General features: G+C 64.7%; 11 protein-coding genes. 5 read left to right on the forward strand and 6 right to left on the reverse strand.

The features are described 5' to 3' along the window. Positions 1-290 precede the first annotated feature (290 nt). Positions 291-4,514 carry a cadherin-like domain-containing protein gene (locus SA496_RS22970; protein ID WP_330114525.1) on the forward strand — a complete coding sequence of 1,408 codons (4,224 nt, stop codon included), beginning with the start codon at positions 291-293 and terminating at the stop codon, positions 4,512-4,514. A 65-nt stretch (positions 4,515-4,579) separates the two neighbouring features. Here the strand turns inward: SA496_RS22970 and SA496_RS22975 are convergent, their stop codons facing one another. Beyond that, positions 4,580-9,484 (reverse strand): alpha-2-macroglobulin family protein, encoded by a 4,905-nt coding sequence (locus SA496_RS22975; protein ID WP_330114526.1) that lies wholly within the window; start codon positions 9,482-9,484, stop codon positions 4,580-4,582. A 141-nt stretch (positions 9,485-9,625) separates the two neighbouring features. On the opposite strand from SA496_RS22975, the gene SA496_RS22980 reads away from it, so the two are divergent. Genes SA496_RS22980 through SA496_RS22990 form a run of 3 tightly spaced genes read left to right on the forward strand, consistent with a single transcriptional unit; the run spans position 9,626 to position 12,522 of the window. Further along, the gene (locus SA496_RS22980; protein ID WP_120654329.1) at positions 9,626-10,975 is read left to right on the forward strand and encodes an MATE family efflux transporter; all 1,350 of its coding nucleotides are present in this window, start codon (positions 9,626-9,628) and stop codon (positions 10,973-10,975) included. Positions 10,976-10,987: 12 nt separating this feature from the next. After that, a complete protein-coding gene (locus SA496_RS22985; protein WP_120654328.1) occupies positions 10,988-12,025 on the forward strand; it encodes a GGDEF domain-containing protein in 1,038 nt (345 codons plus the stop codon). Positions 12,026-12,063: 38 nt separating this feature from the next. Further along, positions 12,064-12,522: a DUF2214 family protein gene (locus SA496_RS22990; protein WP_330114527.1), complete on the forward strand. Its 459-nt coding sequence runs from the start codon at positions 12,064-12,066 to the stop codon at positions 12,520-12,522. Positions 12,523-12,581: 59 nt separating this feature from the next. On the opposite strand, the gene SA496_RS22995 is transcribed toward SA496_RS22990, so the two are convergent. From SA496_RS22995 to SA496_RS23015, 5 genes are all read right to left on the reverse strand, one after another. Next, positions 12,582-13,205 carry an FMN-dependent NADH-azoreductase gene (locus tag SA496_RS22995; RefSeq protein ID WP_153918062.1) on the reverse strand — a complete coding sequence of 208 codons (624 nt, stop codon included), beginning with the start codon at positions 13,203-13,205 and terminating at the stop codon, positions 12,582-12,584. Between the two features lie 220 nt (positions 13,206-13,425). Beyond that, positions 13,426-15,339, reverse strand: a complete 1,914-nt coding sequence (speA, locus tag SA496_RS23000; protein WP_120654325.1) for an arginine decarboxylase — start codon at positions 15,337-15,339, stop codon at positions 13,426-13,428. Positions 15,340-15,469: 130 nt separating this feature from the next. Continuing rightward, a complete protein-coding gene (locus tag SA496_RS23005) occupies positions 15,470-15,841 on the reverse strand; it encodes a translation initiation factor Sui1 (RefSeq protein ID WP_120654324.1) in 372 nt (123 codons plus the stop codon). Between the two features lie 340 nt (positions 15,842-16,181). Next, a complete protein-coding gene (locus tag SA496_RS23010; protein WP_120654323.1) occupies positions 16,182-16,709 on the reverse strand; it encodes an NUDIX hydrolase in 528 nt (175 codons plus the stop codon). Further along, entirely contained in the window at positions 16,709-17,779 is a 1,071-nt protein-coding gene (locus SA496_RS23015; protein ID WP_120654322.1) for a DUF2333 family protein, read from the reverse strand. Before SA496_RS23015 ends, SA496_RS23010 begins: the two co-directional genes overlap by 1 nt. A gap of 282 nt (positions 17,780-18,061) precedes the next feature. On the opposite strand from SA496_RS23015, the gene SA496_RS23020 reads away from it, so the two are divergent. Further along, complete coding sequence (locus SA496_RS23020) at positions 18,062-19,678, forward strand: response regulator (RefSeq protein ID WP_120654321.1); 1,617 nt, start codon at positions 18,062-18,064, stop codon at positions 19,676-19,678. Positions 19,679-20,125: the final 447 nt, after the last annotated feature.

Genomic DNA, 20,125 nt, shown 5'->3' on the forward strand with positions numbered 1-20,125 from the left:
CAAGGCGCACCTTTACAGCGGCTCGGGCTCCTCCTAAACGAATATCAAACTGACATTACAGTGCTTTGGCCGTCGCTGTAGTCGGTGCCTCTCATCCCCACGGTCCCTTGCTCACTTCAGGAGTCCATTACATGGGTGCTCGCAGATTCCTGCGCGCCGCCTTCGGGCTTCGCGCGTCCCGGACACCGCGGTTGGAGCCCGTTGAGCAGGCGGCCCAGGCCCCGCCTGGTACCACTGACTCACCCTGGTAGAGCCCACAAGACCAATAAATTCAACGCAAGGAATTCAGCATGGCCATCTCCACCGTCTCATTCAGTAATACCCCCCAAGCGAGCGGCGACAGCTTCCTCTACGAGAATCTGGTGCGGGACGGCCTCGACTACATCTGTCTGGATGTCATGGCGAACGACCTGGGCGGCAAGGCCAAGACGCTCTACTCCCTGGACGATGGGGTTACGGCAGATGGCAGCACGGAGACCCGGACGCAGATACAAGCGGACCTGCTGGCCCATGACCAGGATTGCCTCAGCGCCTATGGCGCCCACATCTGGATCGGCCAGGACCCGCTGGATGGGAGGGTCAAGGTTCTCTACGACGCCAGCGCGCTCCTCCAGAGCGAGGAATACCGGAGCCTTTCGGCCGGCGAGTACCTGACCGACAGCTTCACCTACGCCATCCGCCTGGGGAACGGCACCCTCAGTTGGGCCACAGCATCGGTGCGAATCGCCGGCGTCAACGACGCCCCGGCGGTCAGCGGCCCGGTAACCCTTGCGGCCATCACCGAGGACAGTGATGCACGCCTCATCACTCAGGCCGAACTGCTGGCTAATGCCTCCGATATCGACGGTGATGGGCTCACCGCCAGCAACCTGCAGATCAGTTCAGGCAATGGCAGCCTGGTCAGCAATGGCGACGGCACCTGGACTTACACCCCGGCGCTGAACGACGACACTCAAGTGTCTTTCACCTACACCGTCAGCGACGGTTCGCTCAGTGTTTCCGGCAGCGCCAGCCTCGACATCACCCCGGTCAATGACGCCCCCACCACTACCCCGGTGATCCTGACGGCCATCGCCGAAGACAGTGGCGCGCGCCTGATCACTCAGGCCCAGTTGCTGGCCAATGCAGCGGACGTCGATGGACCCGCCCTGACGGCCAGCAACCTTCAGATCAGTTCAGGCAGCGGCTCCTTGGTCAACAACGACAACGGCACCTGGACTTACACCCCGGCGCTGAACGACGACACTCAGGTTTCCTTCACCTATACCGTCAGCGACGGTTCGCTTACCGCCGCTGGCAGCGCCAGCCTGGATATCACCCCGGTCAACGACGCGCCCACCACCACCCCGGTGATCCTGACGGCCATCGCCGAAGACAGTGGCGCGCGCACCATCACTCAGGCCGAACTACTCGCCAATGCCACCGACATCGAGGGCGACGAACTCACCGTCAGCGACCTGACGATCAGCAGCGGCGGTGGCACCCTTGCCAACAATGGCGATGGCACCTGGAGCTACACCCCGGATGAAAACGACGATACCGAGGTGAGCTTCAGCTACACGATCAGCGACGGCGACCTCACCGCCGCCGGCAGCGCCAGCCTCGACATCACCCCGGTCAACGATGCGCCCACCACCAGCGAAGTGACCCTGGAAGCCATCGCCGAAGACAGTGGTTCGCGCCTGATCACCCAGGCCCAATTGCTGCTCAACGCAGCGGACGTCGACGGCCCTGCCCTGACCGCCACCAATCTGCAAATCAGCTCCGGGAGCGGCAGCCTGGTCGATAACGGCGACGGTACCTGGAGCTATACGCCAGCACTGAACGACGACACCGACGTGAGCTTCAGCTACTCGGTGACGGACGGCCTACTCAGCACCGCCGGCAGCGCCACGCTGGATATCACCCCGGTCAACGATGCGCCCACCACCAGCGAAGTGACCCTGGAAGCCATCGCCGAAGACAGTGGTTCGCGCCTGATCACCCAGGCCCAATTGCTGCTCAACGCAGCGGACGTCGACGGCCCTGCCCTGACCGCCACCAATCTGCAAATCAGCTCCGGTAGCGGCAGCCTCGTCGATAACGGCGACGGTACCTGGAGCTATACGCCAGCACTGAACGACGACACCGACGTGAGCTTCAGCTACTCGGTGACGGACGGCCTACTCAGCACCGCCGGCAGCGCCACGCTGGACATCACCCCGGTCAACGATGCGCCCACCACCAGCGAAGTGACCCTGGAAGCCATCGCCGAAGACAGTGGTTCGCGCCTGATCACCCAGGCCCAATTGCTGCTCAACGCAGCGGACGTCGACGGCCCTGCCCTGACCGCCACCAATCTGCAAATCAGCGCCGGGAGCGGCAGCCTGGTCGATAACGACGACGGTACCTGGAGCTATACGCCAGCACTGAACGACGACACTGCCGTGAGCTTCAGCTACTCGGTGACCGACGGCCTACTCAGTACCGCCGGCAGCGCCACGCTGGATATCACCCCCGTCAACGATGCGCCCACCACCAGCGAAGTGACCCTGGAAGCCATCGCCGAAGACAGTGGTTCGCGCCTGATCACCCAGGCCCAGTTGCTGCTCAACGCAGCGGACGTCGACGGCCCTGCCCTGACCGCCACCAATCTGCAAATCAGCGCCGGGAGCGGCAGCCTGGTTGATAACGGCGACGGTACCTGGAGCTATACGCCAGCACTGAACGACGACACTGCCGTGAGCTTCAGCTACTCGGCGACCGACGGCCTACTCAGTACCGCAGGTAGCGCCACGCTGGATATCACCCCCGTCAACGACGCCCCGGTCAATACCCTGCCCGGTGCCCAGACCACCCCGGCAGGAACTCCGAAGAGCATCAGCGGCCTGAGCATTGCTGATGTGGACGCCGCCTCAAGCAACCTGACTGTGACCTTCCAGGTCGCCCACGGCAGCCTGTCCGCCCAGTCCTTCTTGGGCGGCGCATCGATTACCGGCCTCAATACCTCGACACTTACCCTCAACGGAACGCTCACCCAGATCAACGCGACACTGGCCGCGAACATCAGCTACCTCTCCGCTGCCAACTTCAGCGGCGAAGACACGCTGACCATGACCACCAGCGATGGCGCTGCCAGCGACGTCGACAACCTGGGGATCACGGTCACAGCTACGCAGGTGAACGCCGCGCCGGTTGCGACCAACGATGTGCTCTACGTATCCAACAACACCGCTGCCTTCAATCCGGCCAATGGCACTGGCATCGTCTTCTCGGTCGCCGCCTTGCTGGGCAACGACGTTGATGTCGACGGGTCGTTCCTGTCCCTCATCGGTCTTGGTCAGGGAACAGGCGCGATTTCCGATGTGAAGTTCATCGAAGGCTCGAACAACAGCCTGATTACCTTCGCCAGCGGCAATAACCCGGCCGCCCCCTTTGGTACGTTCACCTACACCCTTTCGGACAATGCCGGCGGAACGGCCACCGGATCGGTAACGGTAAATCTCGTCTCCACCAACGGCGGCTCGAGCGTCAACCTTTCCGGCAACAGTTACCAGGCAGCGTTTCTCGACGGCGGCAGCAACGTGGACGCCCTGACCGGAGCGGCCGCGAGTGATCTGTTCGTCGGCGGGAATGGTGCGGACACGCTCATCGGCGGTAGTGGCGAAGATCGCCTGCGCGGGGGTGAAGACAACGACACGCTGGATGGCGGTGACGGCATCGATATGCTCGATTTCTCCGATGCCACCGGCTCAGTCACCTTCACCCTGAATCAGGGCAGCAATCCGGCTGCTGGCACCAACGGTTTCTGGAACACGGGAGCCCTGGCCGGAATCGGCACAGACACCTACAAGAACATGGAAGGCGTGATCGGTTCGCGCAACAACGACAACCTGACCGGCAGCAGCGGCAACGACATTCTCAGGGGCGGCAGCGGAAACGATGCCCTGGATGGCGGTGCCGGCAGCGACCTGCTCGATCTGTCGGACGCCACCGCAGCCCTCAACTTCACGCTGGTGCAGAGCAACAGCAACACCGTCGTCGATTTGTCCGCTGTTGGCCTGGGGTCCGACACCTACAAGAACATGGAAGGCCTGATCGGTTCGGCATTCAATGACAGCCTGACCGGCAGTGGCGGCGCCGACGAACTGCGTGGCGGTGCCGGCAACGACACGCTCGATGGCGGAACTGGCAATGATGTGCTGTACGGTGGCCTGGGCGCGGACGTGCTGATTGGCGGCGGCGGTACTGACCTGTTCAGGTTCAATAGCCTCAGCGAGGCTGAGGACCGCATCTCCGACTACAGCGCGGCCCAGGGAGACAAGCTCGATTTCTCGGGACTGCTCGGCACCAGCTTGCTGCCGCAAGCGATCGCCAATTACGTCAAGGCGGTGCAGGTAGGCAGCGACATCTCCGTGCAGGTGGATGTCGACGGCAATGGCGCAGGGGCGACGTTCGTTGAGGTGGTCACCATTACCGGGGTCCAACAGGTAACGGCGACCTTCGGGGGCGGCGACCACATCATTCCGAGCTGAGGGTCTTCCCCCTCTCCCCGACTGGGAAAGGGGGAATCACGTCTGGGCAGGGTATCCCTCTGCCCTTACTTGCCTCTTACCACCAGTTGCTCCGGCGCATCCCCGAGGGCCTGCCAGTTCGGGCGGTACATGGATTCCACCGTGGGCGGCGGAACGCGGTACTTGCCCGGGGTGACCGCGCGGGCCAGGTACAGCAGGTGGGTGGTGCCGTACTCGCCGACATCCAGGGCCGCTACATAGCGGTCGTCACGGAACTCCTGGTGCTTGATGGTGGCGTTCTGCATGGACTTCTGCCACTCCTTCACCGCACCGCTGGCGTCATCGAGGCTGGCGGCGCTCTGGGCGAGGTTCTGGTTTTCCAGCTCCAGGCCGGCGGGCAGCAGGTCCACTACCAGGGCATCAGGCACCCGTTCTTTCGCTTCGATGGTCAGGTGCACCAGCACCAGTTCACCGCTGTCCAGGGCGTTGAGGTCGAGGCGCTCGCCATTCGCGCCGAGGAACTCACGGCGGATCGACAGGTTTTCGCCGCCTGCGGCCGGAGCGGCCAGCGGATACCCGGAGAGGGTGAGTTGCTGGTACAGCGGTTCGGTACCGGTGGAAGCGATGTTCAGCGGCTCGACCAGCAGGGCGCCATCCAGCTTGAGTCCCGGCATCTGGTTGCTCAGCTCGCGCTGCTGACCGCCCGCGCTGAGCTGTGCGCTCCAGTTCGGTTCGGGTTTGCCCAGCAGGCCACGTCCCGCCAGATAGAGTGCGTTGCGCTCCTGGGTGGACAGCCAGCGCTCGCCGGCTACCAGGTCTGCCAGGTCGAACAGGCGCTGCTCGCGTACGCCTGCAGCGAGGTCGTGCTCTTCCAGCAGGGCCAGGATCAGCGCCTGGTCGCGCAGAGGGCTGCCGTAGTCGGCCAGCCAGTCGTGGCTGTCACGCTGAATCCGCAGTCCCAGTTCAAGGGCCTGATCGGCGCGTGGTGCGTCGCCCATCAGCTGGAAGGCTACCGCCAGTTGCACCAGCGGCAGACCGGAGCGGGCGTCGGCACGGCGTTCCCAGAGGCTGCGCAGTGCGCCCAGCGGCGCCTGCTGGCTGCGCGCCAGGACATAGCCGGCATAAGCCTGTACGGCGAACCGGGTGTGGTCGGCATTCTGGCTGTAGCTGACCTCGATCAGGCTGCGCTCCTGCAGGTACCGCAGCAGGCGTTCGCTGGCTTTTTTCAGGGCTTCCGGTGGCACGGCGAAGCCCTGGTCGCGGGCGCGCAGGAGGAAGTCCGTGACGTAAGCGGTCAGCCAGTATTCCTCTTCGCTGTCGGCGCTCCACAGGCCGAAGCTGCCGTTATAGCGCTGCATGCCCAGCAGGCGCTCGATTCCCAAGTCGATGGATTTTCGGCGCGCGTCGTCCGGCTCGCCCTCCAGGCCGAGCCGCTTGAGGGACGCGGCGTCGGCGTACAGCGACGGGTACAGTCCGCTGGTGGTCTGTTCGGCACAACCGTAGGGATAGGCCTTGAGCGCGCGGACCTGTTCACCGAGGTTCAGCGGCGGGCGACTGGAAAGCTGCAGCAGGGCCTCGCGGCCATCGGGCTCGTAGGCATCCAGGGTTCCAGCCGGCAGGCTCCAGCTATCGCCCTTGAGCACCGCACGGAACTGCTTGAGCTGGGCCGGATAGGCCGGTCGCACGCCGAGCGTCCATTCACGGCTGAACGGCGGCAGGTTCTCGCCAGGAAGCTCCAGGCCATTCACTGTCACCTTGAACTGACCCTGGCCATAGCCACCTACGGCACGCACGGGGATACGCAGGGTGGTGCGCTGGCCGTCGGCGAGCTGCACCGGCACGGCCTGGGTACCGCCGCTCTGGGTGAGGTCCAGTTGGCCGGCACTTTCCAGCTCGATGTCCAGCCGCTGGGGTTTGCCGGAGAGGTTGGTGAGGTCCAGCGCCAGGGTGGTCTGGTCGCCACCGGCGAGGAAACGCGGCGCAGCGAGTTCCGCCACCAGCGGCGCAGCCACCACCGTCTTCGCCTCGGCCATGCCGTAGCGCTCGTCGGTCCAGGCCTGGGCCATCAGGCGCAGCTCACCATTGAAGTCGGGAATGTCGACGCTGATTTCGCCCTGCCCCTGATCATCCAGGGTGACCGGCGCACTCTGCAGGGCGACTATGGTGACGCTGGTCTGCGGGCGCTTACCGCCACCGGCCAGCGCCGCGTCGCCACCGAAGGCCATGCTCGCCAGGCGGCCCTGTCCGGCTTCGATCAGTTGGCCGTAGACGTCGAGCTGGTCGGCGCCGTAGGCCTTGCGGCCGAACAGGCTGGCGAAGGGATCGGGCGTGGCATAGCTGGTGATATTGAGGATGCCCACGTCCACCGCGGCCACCAGAACGTTCACCGACTTCGGCACGCTGCCATCGGCGTTCTTCGCCTGCACCTGGATCTTCAGTGGCTGCTTGGGCCGCATCTTCTCCGGCGCGCTGAGCGTCAGCGCCAGCTTGCGCGGTGCCCGTTCCAGCGGCAGGTGCAGCAGGCCCACGGCGCGCTTGGGCGTGACACTGGCCTTGCGCTCGCCGGGGCGGATCACCAGGGCGCTGACATAGAGGTCGTGGCGCGCCCACTCCTTGGCGACCGGAATGTCGAAGCTCTTGCCTTCGGCGGGCACGTCGATGGGTTGCCACCACAGCGGGCCCTCGGCGGATTCCACCAACAGGTAACCGCTACCCGCGCTGGGCGGCGTAACAGTGACCTTGGCGGTGTCTCCAGCGGCATAGCCCGGCTTGTCCAGCGCCAGTTTCACCTGGTCGGGCCGTACCGCGCCGCCTTCGGCGTTGTCCTGCCAGCGGTAGCCGGCCCAGAAGCGCAGGCTGCTGGTGATACCGGTGGCCGGGTCTTCCACCTCCACGCGATAGGGGCCCCACTCCACCGGGAAGCTGACCTTCGCAGTACCGCCGGCCGCTACCTGCACCTGCTCTTCGGAGAGGTTCAGGTACTTCTCGTTGTAGTGGTAGGTCCAGCCGTCGCTCTCGGAGTAGTTCCAGTAGTAGTCGCGACGCTCGCGCACCAGGCGCACCTTGACGTTGTCGGCGGCCAGTTTGTTGCCTTCGGGGTCGGCGACCAGCAGCTCGAACTCGGCCACGCTGTCGGCATCGGTCTCCTCACCATCGAACAATGCACGCACGCCCGGCAGGCGATCGGCCGGCCACACAGGCTGCACCAGGCGACGGGTGATCGGGCGGCCGCCGGATTCCTGCAGGCTGGCCTGGAGGATCAGTTGCAAGGGCGATTTGGCCTCGGCCCAGCGGGTGTCGATGCTCAGTTCGGTCTTGCCGTCGGCATCGAGCTGGGTTTCGTCCACCTCGATGTCCTGCGCCAGTTCGCCCTCGGTCACCGATCCGAACTGGTAGCCGGGCAGCGCCTTCACCGCTTCGCGCAGCGGTCGCACATAGAGCTGGCCAGTCAGGCGGTTGCCCGAGGCCGGCGCGCCATAGAGGTAGCGGCCACTGACCTGGAAGCGGGCATTATCAGTGGGCGCGAAGGGCTGGTCGCTGCCCTTGAGTTCCAGCGCCATGCGCTCAGGCAGGAAGTCTTCCACGAGGAATTCGTAGAGCTGCGGCTTGCCATCGCCCAGGTCGAACAACAGTTGCCAGCGACCGGTAGGCGCCTCGGCGGCGAGCGGCAACTGGTACTGGTAGAAACCGCCCTCTCCGGCTTCCCAGACGAAGCGGCGGCTGACCTGTTCATCGGGGCGGCGTACTTCGACGGTGACGGGCTGGTCCTTCACCGCCCGGCCATCGGCATCGCGCAGCAGCGCATTGAGCAGCACGGTCTCACCCGGACGATAGAGGTCGCGCGGGCCGAAGACGAAGAACTGCAGGGCGTGGCTGGCCGGACCGGCGATGTCGAACTCGGCCAGATCCAGCGCGGGTGCGGACAGGCGCAACAAGCTGGTCTGCTCGTCCTTGCGGGCGATCAGTACCTCGGCCTTGGGCGCCAGGGGGATTTCGGCGTGACCCTTGCCGTCGGTCTTGCCTTCGGCCAGCACGCGCCCCTCGCCGTCCAGCAGCTCCAGGGCGATATCGGCTTGCGCGGCGCCACCTTCCAGGGCCTGGGTGAAAACATCCAGGCGGTCGCTGTAGCGGTGGGCGGAAAGGCCGATGTCACTCAGGGTGAAAAGCGTCGCCGGGTTGGAATAGGCGTAGCTGCCTGACTCTTTCATCACCGCCAGGTAGACACCCGGTTGCTTCATCGGCTCGAGGTTGGCGATGGGTAGCAGCAGGGTCTCGCGTGTATTGCGCGCGGGCTTGAGATCGAAGCGACCGGTGTAGACCAGGTCGGCCATCTTCAGCAGCTCGCGAGCCTCCCACACGTCCAGGCCGCCGCGCTTGCCCCAGCGGGCGAGGAAGCCCGGCAGGGATTCGGACTTCACGCGGAAGAAGTCCACATCCACCTTGTCGACGTTCAGCGCGATCACCGGCAGGCCTTCGGCGAGGCGCGTGGGCAGCAGCGAACCACGGCTGGCGAAGCCGACGGTCGCTTGCAGGTCGCGGGTTTCCAGGCGGCTGATGTGTTCGTCGGCGAGACGCGCGTCGTTCACCGCACGCAGGCCGGGGTCGATGGTCAGCACCAGCTTGCGCTTGGGCTCCAGGTGACGCAGGCGCAGCTCCATCAGGTTGTCGGAGAGCTCCCAGGCGCCGTCCACCTTGCCGTCCTTGCTGTCCACCAGGTGCAGGCGCTCGGCGAACGTCTGCTCCGAGTCCAGCGGCACAGAGAAGGTCACCGACAGCGCACTGGCGCCGTCGAGCTGCACTTCGGACACATCGATCACCTTCAGCTCACGGCCGGCGTAGCGCTTGGCCAGGGCCGCGGTGTCGACGGCCGGGCGCGCTGCCTGCTCGATTTCGGCAGGTGGCGACTTGCTCGCCGCTTGCTCGGGGGTGGAGGAATCGCAGGCGCTGAGCAGGCTCAGCACCACGGCCAGAAGTAGTCCTTTCTTCGGCATGGCAGGCTCTCGATGGGGAGTGCGTATAGGCGGCGAACTATAGACCAGCCCGGCGCTCCGGTGGCATCCGGATGACGGCAGGAGCGATGCGCCTCACGAAACGTCGCGCCGCTATACTGCGCGGCCTGACTGGAGCCCTGCATGAGCCTGTTCCTCGACGCCTGGCGGCACACCCCGACCCATCGAAAAGTCTGGGCACTGGCTGCCCCGATGATCCTCTCGAACATTTCCGTGCCCCTGGTCGCCCTGGTGGACAGCACAGTGGTTGGCCACCTGCCCCACGCCCACCAGTTGGCCGCAGTGGCAGTGGGCAGCACGTTGTACATGCTGCTGCTCGGCGTGCTGGGCTTCCTGCGCATGGGCACCACCGGGTTCGCCGCCCAGGCCGCCGGCCGTGCGGACGGTGGCACCTTGCGCCAGGTGTTGCTGCAGGGGCTGGGCCTGGCGCTAGGGCTGGCGCTGCTGCTGGGCCTGCTGGCGGTGCCCTTCAGCGACCTGGCCCTGAAGTTGATGAACCCATCCACCGAGCTGGACACGCTGACCCGCGAGTTCTTCCACCTGCGCCTGCTCGGTCTTCCGGCGGCGCTGGCCAACTATGCCCTGGTCGGCTGGTTCCTCGGCACCCAGAACGCCCGCGCGCCGCTGGCCATCCTGCTGGGAACCAACCTCGCCAACATCGCCCTGGCGCTGTGGTTCGTCCTCGGTCTGGACTGGGGTGTAGCCGGCGCGGCACGGGCGGCAGTGATCGCCGAATGGAGCGGCGCGCTGATCGGGCTTGCGCTTACTCGCGGCGCCCTGCTGCGTTATCCCGGACGCATCGGCTGGCCTGCGCTGAAGCTGTGGCGCAACTGGCGGCCACTGCTGGCGGTGAACCGCGACATTTTCATCCGCTCCCTGGCGCTGCAGCTGGTGTTCTTCCTGCTGACCGTGCAGGGCACGCGGATGGGCGATGCCACGGTGGCGGCAAACGCCCTGCTGCTCAACGGCCTGCTGGTCACCGCTTACGCCCTGGATGGCCTGGCTCACGCGGTCGAGGCCCTGTGCGGCCACGCCATCGGCGCCGGTGATCGCCCGGCATTGCGCCGTTCGTTGCTGGTGGCCGGCGGCTGGTCGCTGCTGGCAAGCCTGGCCTTCGTGCTGTTCTTCGCCGTCGCTGGCGGGTTGTTCATCGACATGCAAAGCGATATCGCGGCAGTACGGGAAGTCGCGCACACCTACCTGCCCTACCTGGCGCTGTTGCCGCTGATCGCGGTCTGGAGCTACCTGCTGGACGGTCTTTTCATCGGTGCCACGCGAGCTCGCGAAATGCGCGACGCCATGCTGCTGGCAGTCACCCTTAGCCTGCCGTTGGGTTGGGGGCTACAGTTTCTCGGCAACCACGGACTCTGGCTGGCCTTCCTCGCCTTCATGGCGTTACGCGGGGTCAGCCTCGGCGCCGCTGCCTGGCGTCTGCAGAAGCACGACGCTTGGTTCGCCCGCCCTCATGGATAAGGAGAAGAAGACATGCTGGCCGCCCCATGCCACCCCGACGAAAAACGCCGTTTGCTGGCCCTGCAGAACCTGGAAGTACTCGACACGCCCGCCGAACACTACCTGGACACCTTGGTACGCCTGACCCGCGACCTGTTCAACGTGGCCACTGTGCTGATCAGCCTGATCGACCGCGACCGCCAGTGGTTCAAGGCCCGCATTGGTCTGGACGCAAGCGAAACGCCGCGGAACATTTCCTTCTGCGGCCACGCGATTCTCCAGGACGACCTGCTACTGGTGGAAGATGCCCGGCGCGACCCCCGCTTTGCGGACAATCCGCTGGTGCTTGGCCCGCCTTACCTGCGCTTCTATGCCGGACAGCCGATTTACTCCAGCGACGGCCAGCCCATCGGCACGCTTTGCCTGCTGGACCCGACGCCCCGCCCGTTCAGCCGTTTCGACCGTACCCGCCTGCACGACCTGGCCACCCTCGCCCAGGGCTATCTGCAAATGCGCATGCTCAGCCAGCAGACCCTTCACCTGCGCGAAGCGGTGAACCGTGAGCAGCGCAAGGCCCAGGTGGACCCGCTGACCCAGCTGTGGAACCGCAGCGGCTTCAATCAGCTCTTCCCGCTGGAACAGGCCAAACTGCTGGGCAGCGATCTGCGTCTGGGCGTGATCTACTGCGACCTGGACCACTTCAAGAAGGTAAATGACCAGCATGGCCACGCCGCTGGCGACCAGGTGCTATGGGAAAGCGCCCGACGCATGAGCGCGGCGCTGCGACCCCAGGACCTACTGGCACGCCTGGGAGGCGAAGAGTTCGTCGCCCTGGTGGCCGTGCACGAAGAGGCGGAACTGATGCAGGTGGCCGAGCGCCTCCGCCGCGCCATCGAGCAGGACCCCATCGCCCTGGAAGGATTAGCCCTGGCGCAGACCGCCAGCTTCGGCGCAACCCTGGTGCAGGCCGGTGACACCCAGGCCAACGTGCTGGATCGGGCCGACCGCGGGCTGTACCTGGCCAAGCAGAATGGCCGCAACCGGGTGGAGTACCTCGCCCGGCAAGGATGACCATAACCACAACTGACCTGATGACCTGAGGAGTAACCATGGGACAAGCTGTCGCCGCTTACCTGCATCTCCTGTCGATTTTCGTGCTGTTCGCCCTGCTCACCCTGGAGCACCGTCTGTTCAAGTTGCCGCTCGACCTGGAGCGCGCCCGCAGCCTGGTGCGCGTCGACATGACCTATGGCGTGGCCGCCGGCGCAGTGCTGTTCACCGGCCTGGCGCGGGTTTTCTGGTACGACAAGGGCGTGGACTACTACCTGAACAACTCGATGTTTCACGCGAAGATGGGCCTGTTCGCACTGATCGCCCTGCTTTCAGGCTTCCCCACTTTCGTTTTCCTCAACTGGCGCAATGCACTGAAAGCCGGCCAGGTACCTGAGGTCAGCCCCGGCAAGGCCAAGGCGGTGATCATGGTTATCCGCCTGGAGCTGTTGCTGGCGCTGCTGATGCCGCTGTTCGCAGTGCTGATGGCGCGCGGCTATGGCGTGATCGGCAACTGAGGCTGATGCGGCGCCTGGCTCCCCGCAGGGTGCGCTGGAGGTGAGTGGCGTCTCCGCCCCTACAGCACCACATCCGGGAAGGGTTCGGGGGCGAAGACCGGATTGAACGAAAGGCGCTCCCGCGCTTGCTGCAGGGCAGCGGCCACCGCTTCGTCGCCGTCGGCCAGGCCCTGCAGGTGGATGTACTCCACATGGTGCAGGCCGATGATGCCCAGCACATGGCGCAGGTAGGGCGAGAGGAAATCCATCTGCTTGGCCTTGGCGCCCAGGTAGTGCCCGCCGGAACTCAACACCACGAAAGTTGGCCGGTCCTCCAGCAAACCCTCGCGCTGGCCGTTGTGGATCTCGAAGGTGCGACGGATGCGCACGACGTAATCCAGCCAGAGTTTCAGCGCCGCCGGCACCATGTAGTTGTGCATCGGTGTGGAGATCAGCAGGTAATGGCTGCGCTCCAGCTCGCCGATCAACTGCTCGGAAATGGCGAAGTGCTCGTCCGCGCAATCCGACTTGCCCACCACCGCTTCGGCGTAACCCGCACAAAGGGGCGGCAGCGGTTCACGCACCAGGTTACGGACGATCACCTCGGCCTTTGGATGGATGCGCCGGGCCATTTCCCGGGCCAGTTGGCCGCCGGGCGAGGCCTGGTCATTGGGGCTGCATTCGAGCAGAAGGACGCGTGGCATTGGCAAAGCTCCCGACAAGTTGAGAAATGCTCGCAAGGATGAAAGCGCCGGATCGGGAATTTTGCCAGGGGTTTTGTCGGGTGTGCGCAGATTGGCGTCCATGAAAAAGCCCGGCACATAGCCGGGCTTTTTCATTCATCAGTGAGCCTGTTCACGACGCGCAGCGGAGATGTTGGGCTTCGCTTCGCCCTGCACCAACCTACGGGTCGCTTCACACCTATCAGGAAGACAGATAGGAGGAGCGGGTCAGCCCCAGACGCAGGGCGTCAACGTACTGGGTACGCTCGCGTGGGCTCAGCTTGGCGCTGGATACCTTGTCGCGATACAGGGCCATCAACTCCTCGGGCGACAGGTGCACGTAGCGCAACATGTCTTCGATGGTGTCATGGGTTTCGATACCGGCGTGGTAAACGCTGCCGTCGTCGTGCTGGTAGACGTTCACCGAGTCGGTGTCGCCGAACAGGTTGTGCATGTCGCCGAGGATTTCCTGGTAGGCGCCCACCAGGAATACGCCCAGCAGGTAGTCCTCGCCTTCGCGCACGTCATGCACCGGCATGCTGGTCTCGATGCTCTGCTCGTCGACGTACTGGTTGATCTTGCCGTCGGAGTCGCAGGTCAGGTCCTGCAGCACAGCGCGGCGCAGCGGTTCCTCGTCAAGGCGATGCAGCGGGATGATCGGCAGTACCTGGCCGATAGCCCAGGTGTCCGGCAGGCTCTGGAACACCGAGAAGTTGCAGATGTACTTCTCCGCGAGCTTGTCGTTCAGCTCGTCGAGCACCTGGCGATGGGAACGCTGGCGCGCCTTGAGCTGATTGTGCAGGCGACGGCAGATGGCGAAGTAGGTCTGCTCGGCGAGGGCCTTCTCGGCGAGGGTCAGTTTGCCCTCGGCGTACTGAGTAGCAGCATCCCCCATGTAGTGAGTGGCACGCCAGTAGGTCTCGGTGACCATCTCGGCATCGGTTGGGCCGAGCATGTCCATCAGCCAGCGCACGATCTCCGGCTGTTCGGCAGCGTTGTCGATTTGCGGCACGGCGTCATTGTGGCGCTCGACATCGGTCACCTGCATCACCAGCACGGCGTGGTGCGCAGTCATGGCGCGGCCGCTCTCGGAGAAGATATGCGGGTGCGGCAGGCCCTGGGCGTCGCAGAACTCCTTGAGCATGCCCACCACCACGCCGGCGTAATCGTCCATGTCGTAGTTGATGGAGCTGGCGTTGCGCGAGTGGGTGCCGTCGTAGTCCACGCCGAGGCCACCGCCGACGTCGATGTGGTCGACCGGCAGGCCGAGGTTGCGCAGCTCCGCGTAGTAACGGATGGCTTCCTTGAAACCGTGCTGGTAGTCGGCGAGGTTGGCGATCTGCGAGCCCATGTGGAAGTGCAGCAGGCGCACGCCCTGGTCCAGGCCGGCCTTGCGGAAGCGTTCCACCACCGAAAGGATCTGCGCGGCGGAAAGACCGAACTTGGATTTCTCGCCACCGGTGTCGGCCCACTTGGACGAGGCCAGGGACGACAGCCGCACGCGCAGGCCCACCTGAGGCGCGACCTTGAGCTCGGCGGCGACGTCGATGACGTACTCCACCTCGGCTTCCTTCTCGATGACGATGAAGACGTTGTGGCCGAGCTTCTGGCCCATCAACGCGAGACGAATGAACTCTCGGTCCTTGTAGCCGTTGCAGACGATGGTGCCGCCCTTGGGCGCCAGTGCCAGTACGGCCAGCAGCTCGGGCTTGGAGCCTGCCTCAAGGCCGATGGAAACGTTCTGGGTAGCGATGATGTTTTCCACCACCGCTTCCTGCTGGTTGACCTTGATCGGGTACAGGGCGGTGTAGCGGCTCTGATATTCCAGGCGCTCGATGTTGGCATCGAACGCTCCGGTCAGTTGGCGCACGCGGTCCTGCAGGATATCCGGGAAACGCACCAGCAGCGGCAGGGACAGGCCCGCTTCGCGCAGGTCGCCGACGATGTCGTAGAAGTCCACCGGCTCACTGCCGGCTCCACGCGGGCGCACTTCGACGCGGCCCGCTTCGTTGATTGCGAAATAGCCGGCCCCCCAATGGCGAATACCATAGACACTGCGGCTGTCGGCCACGGTCCAGCTGGTGCCATCGTCCTTGCGCGTGCGTCGTGCAGACATCGGTTTCCCCCTATGGGATAGAAAAGCGCCATGCCCGCCGGATCATGCCGGGGGCTTGGACAGGTTAATTCGGTCGTGTGACGTTGGAGTGTTGACCGCTGCTCTGACGGTCAGTTTAGAAAGCCGTGGCTCAGCCGCCGGATTTCTTGGCCTTGAAGCCGCGCTTGGCGAGTTCTTCAAGCAACAGGTCCACGTGGTCGCCCTGGATCTCGATCACGCCGTCCTTCAAGGCTCCACCCGTCCCGCAGCGACGCTTGAGCGCGGTAGCCAACTCCTTCAGGGCGTCCTCGGCCAGCGGCACGCCGCTGACGGAGGTGACGGTCTTGCCGCCACGACCCTTGGTTTCACGGCGCACGCGGGCAATGCCATCGCCAGCAGGCACGACGGCTTGCTTGCAGATGCACGCATCGATGGGTTGGCGGCAATCCGGGCAATGCCGGCCGCTGTCGGTGGAGTACACCAGGCCGCCCAGGGCGGCAAAGGACGAAGCTTTCTTGACCACCGGCTTTCCTCGTAGGGGTCAGGATAGCGACTGGTCGGCGGGGAGCCGACCGCGAAGCCCCACTCTGGCAGGGGCAGCGCACCCGGTATGTGGCCGGGCTTGAAAGGCGGCGAAATTTATCAGCATTCGCAGCGAATGCTAAGTACGAAAATGCGCCATTGATCGACAGATTGGCGACCTCGTGCAGCATCCCGCACGAAAGGGTCCGAGATTCTGCACAAACCCACGCCTGACGCGGGTTTGGGGCGGGCCTTTGGCCAAGCGGGAACGACTACCCCCCCTGGTAGGAGCGAGCTTGCTCGCGAAGGGTTCGCCAGCAAGCGGGCTCCTACCGGAGCATTCACGTATGTGATGCCAGGTAAAGCTGTAACGCCTTGAGGGAGTCCGGGCAGCAAGGAGTCAGGGAAAGCGCCTCATCCACCGACATGAAGCGTGCCTCCATCACCTCTTCCGGCTGCAACTTCAGCGGTGCATCGGAGACGACGGAGAACACCGCGCCCCAGAGACGATTGCCCGGCTCGTCGAAATAGAAGCGGCCATGCTCGCGCAGCGAAACCCCGCCAACGCCGAGCTCTTCTTCCAGCTCACGGGCCGCCGATTCGGCGTAGCCCTCACCTTCCTGCACCATGCCGCCGGCAGCCACATCCCAGTAGCCCGGATAAAGCGCCTTGCTCAGCGTGCGGCGATGCACGCAGAGCTGGCCGGCGGAGTTGAACAGGAGAATGAACGTGCCTCGGGAAATCAATCCGCGCTCTCTCAGCTGGGCGCGGGGCAGGCCGCCGAGGGGGCGATCCTGCTCATCGACCCAGGCCACTTGCTCGGCGTCGGAGGCGGCGCGATGGGCCGCCTCGCGATCGTCCATGGCCATCAGCCCTGCTCCAGCAACTGACGGAGGTCGATTACAGCGGCGTTGGCACGGGAGATGTAGTTGGCCATCACCAGCGAGTGGTTGGCCAGCACGCCATAGCCGCTGCCGTTGAGCACCATCGGGCTCCACAGGGGCTCCTGGGCGGCCTCCAGTTCACGGATGATCTGGCGCACGCTGATGGTGGCGTTCTTCTTCGCCAGCACGTCGGCGAAGTCGACTTCGATGGCGCGCAGGATGTGGGACAGCGCCCAGGCCTGGCCGCGGGCTTCATAGAAGACGTTGTCGATCTGCAGCCAGGGCGTCTCGACGATCTCCTCGCTCACCTCCGGCACCTTGCCGGTGGCGGCGGCGGCTTCCGGGCTGATGTCGGTGTTCAAGCGCACCCGGCCAACGCTGGCGGACAGGCGCTGGGACAGCGAACCGAGGCGAGTGGCGACGTCGCCCAACCAGTTGTTCAGGTTGTCGGCACGGGTATAGAACTGTGCGCTGGGTTGCTTGGGATCGGACAGGCGCGCCAGGTAGCGGTCCAGCGAACGGATGCCTTCCTTGTACTCGGACTCGGACGCGGGCAGCGCCCAGCTCTTGTTGTCGAAGTTGAAGCGCGGCTCGGCCTTGGCCAGGTCCGGATCCTCGGTGGACTGCGACTGGGAGCGGGCGAAGTCCTTACGCAGGGCGCGGGACAGGTCGCGCACCTGCACCAGTACGCCGTATTCCCAGCTGGGCATATTGTCCAGCCAGAGGCCGGGTGGGGCGAGGTCGTTGGAGAGGTAACCGCCGCTCTTGTCGAGCAGGGTCTGCCCCACGGTCTTCAGGGTTTCCACGGTGGTGTAGCCACTGACCATCTGCCGGCCGGCACGCTCGGCGGCTGCCTGGGCGTTCTGCTGCACTGGGAAGAGATCGGGCTCGCTGCTCCAGTACCAACCCACCACGACACAGGCGAGCAGGTAGATCGCCAGCAGGCTGCCAAGGGCACGACTCAGCCAGATGCCACCGAGGTAGCTGCGTACATCGTCAACCGAATCATCGACGCGCTCACGCGCATCGCCCATACGCTTCTTCCAGTCCAGCATGGCAGTGTCCTTCGAATTTCGATCAGCACGGATAGGTTCGACCGCGTTACGCCCGGAGCGTTGCGGCCAAGTCCTGCACTATAAGTGATGCGCAGGCGCGGCGCAGTGCCCGCGAACCAAACCAACCGCCGGTGCGCGCGGTGTTTCCGGGGCCTTGGCGACTTGCTGACAGTATTTACCTGACGTAGCCCGCAAAATCGGGACAGATGGCACTGGCGTACCGCCTACAAGGTGATAGCATGGCGCCATCATCTAGATCGTCTCCAGGCGACATCCCCGGCCATGACCGAGCACGAAGATCCCAGCCGCGACCGACTCAAGAACCACTTCGCCCAGCGAGTAATCAACCAGGCGCGGCATGTTCTGGAGATCTGGCAGCGCCTGCAACGCAGCGAGTGGAGCACGGCCTGCATGACCGAGCTGGCCGAGGCCAGCCTCAACCTGCAGCGCTACGCCGAACGCTTCGAACAGCCGGAGCACACGCGCCTGGCCGTGGCCATTGGCAGATGCTTGCGTGGCGTGGAAGAGAATCGCGGCCGGCTGTCCAGCGACCTGATCACCGAACTCAGCCTGTTGATGCAGCGCCTGTCGCGCACCGGGTTGCGGCATGGCGACCAGTTCGAGCAGACCTTCCTTCCGCCCTTGCGCAAGCCGGTGTACCTGGCTCTGCAAAGCGAGGACCGTGCCGAACGCCTGACCCAGCAACTGGAGTTCTTCGGCCTCAACGCCCAGCTCTGCGAGAGCGCCAACGCCTTCCGCTCGGCCATGGCCGAACGGCATCCGGCTGCGATCGTGCTGGAAGTAGACTTTTCCGGCCCCGGCAAGGGCCTGGATCTGGCACGCGAAGCCCAGCAAGGGCTGGAGCAGAAGCTGCCGATCATTTTCTTCAGCCATGAAGAAGCGGATGCACCAACGCGCCTGGCAGCAGTGCGTGCCGGCGGCCAGGAATTTTTCACCGGCGCCCTGGATGCCTCCAGCCTGCTGGAAAAACTGGAAACCCTGACCCGCACCGCCCACTACGATCCCTTCAAGGTGCTGGTGGTGGACGACTCCCGCGCCCAGGCCACCCACACCGAGCTGATCCTCAACTCCGCCGGCATCGTCACCCGCGTCATCACCGAGCCGGTGAAGACCCTGCTGGCCCTGGCCGAATTCCAGCCGGACCTGATCATCCTCGACATGTACATGCCCGAATGCCTGGGTACCGAGCTGGCCAAGGTGATTCGCCAGCACGAGCGCTATGTAAGCGTGCCGATCATCTACCTGTCGGCGGAGGATGACCTCAACAAACAGCTGGATGCGATGAGCGAAGGCGGCGACGACTTTCTGACCAAGCCGATCAAGCCGCGCCACCTGATCGCGACGGTCCGTACTCGCGCCAAGCGGGCTCGCAGCCTGAAGGCACGCATGGTGCGCGACAGCCTCACCGGGCTGTTCAATCACACCCATACGCTGCAACTGCTGGAGGACGCCTGCTCCCGCGCCCGCCGGGAAGGCAAGCCGCTGTGCTTCGCCATGCTCGATATCGATCACTTCAAGAAGGTCAACGACACCTATGGCCATCCCATGGGCGACCGGGTGATCAAGAGCCTTGCGCTGTTCCTCAAGCAGCGCCTGCGCAAGACCGACCATATCGGCCGCTACGGTGGCGAGGAATTCGCGGTGGTCCTGCCGGATACCGATCTCGACGCGGCCCATCGCGTGCTGGAGGAAATCCGCCGGCGCTTCGCGGAGATCCGCTACCCGGCCCAGCCCCACGACCTGTCCTGCACTTTCAGCTGCGGTATTGCCCAACTGCATGACGACCTCGATATCAACCAGCTGTCCAAGCAGGCGGACGAAGCGCTCTATTGCGCCAAGCACGGCGGTCGTAATCGGGTTGAGCTGCACCGCGACTGAGAACCGTCGTCACGGGACTGTCACCAAACAGCAATATCATCTGGCCATCCCCTCAGCTGTCTGTCGAGGACGCGATGCGCCTGAAACTGCTCACCAACCTCATTACCTTGCTGCTGGTCACCGTGTGCCTGGCATTGGGAGCCACGCTCTGGTGGTCGCAGCGGGCACTTGAACGCCCCTATCAACTCATGGAGCAGTACCTGGACCTGGCCCAGCGTTTCCAGGGTGAGGTGGTGGACAACGTTCAGGCCTACCTCAACAGCGGCGATGCGTTGCGTCACAGTGCCGCCGCCCAGGGCATCGACAGCCTGGAGCAACGCCTCGCCCAGCTCCCGAGCGAACTGACCCAGGACCTGCTCCCCAGCTTTGTTGAGTTGCGCGAATTCACGCGCGACGAACTGCTCGCAGCCGGCAAGCTGGCAGGTGATCCCCAGGGCCTGCTGATCC

Source organism: Pseudomonas sp. JS3066 (assembly GCF_036328175.1).
Lineage (GTDB): Bacteria > Pseudomonadota > Gammaproteobacteria > Pseudomonadales > Pseudomonadaceae > Metapseudomonas.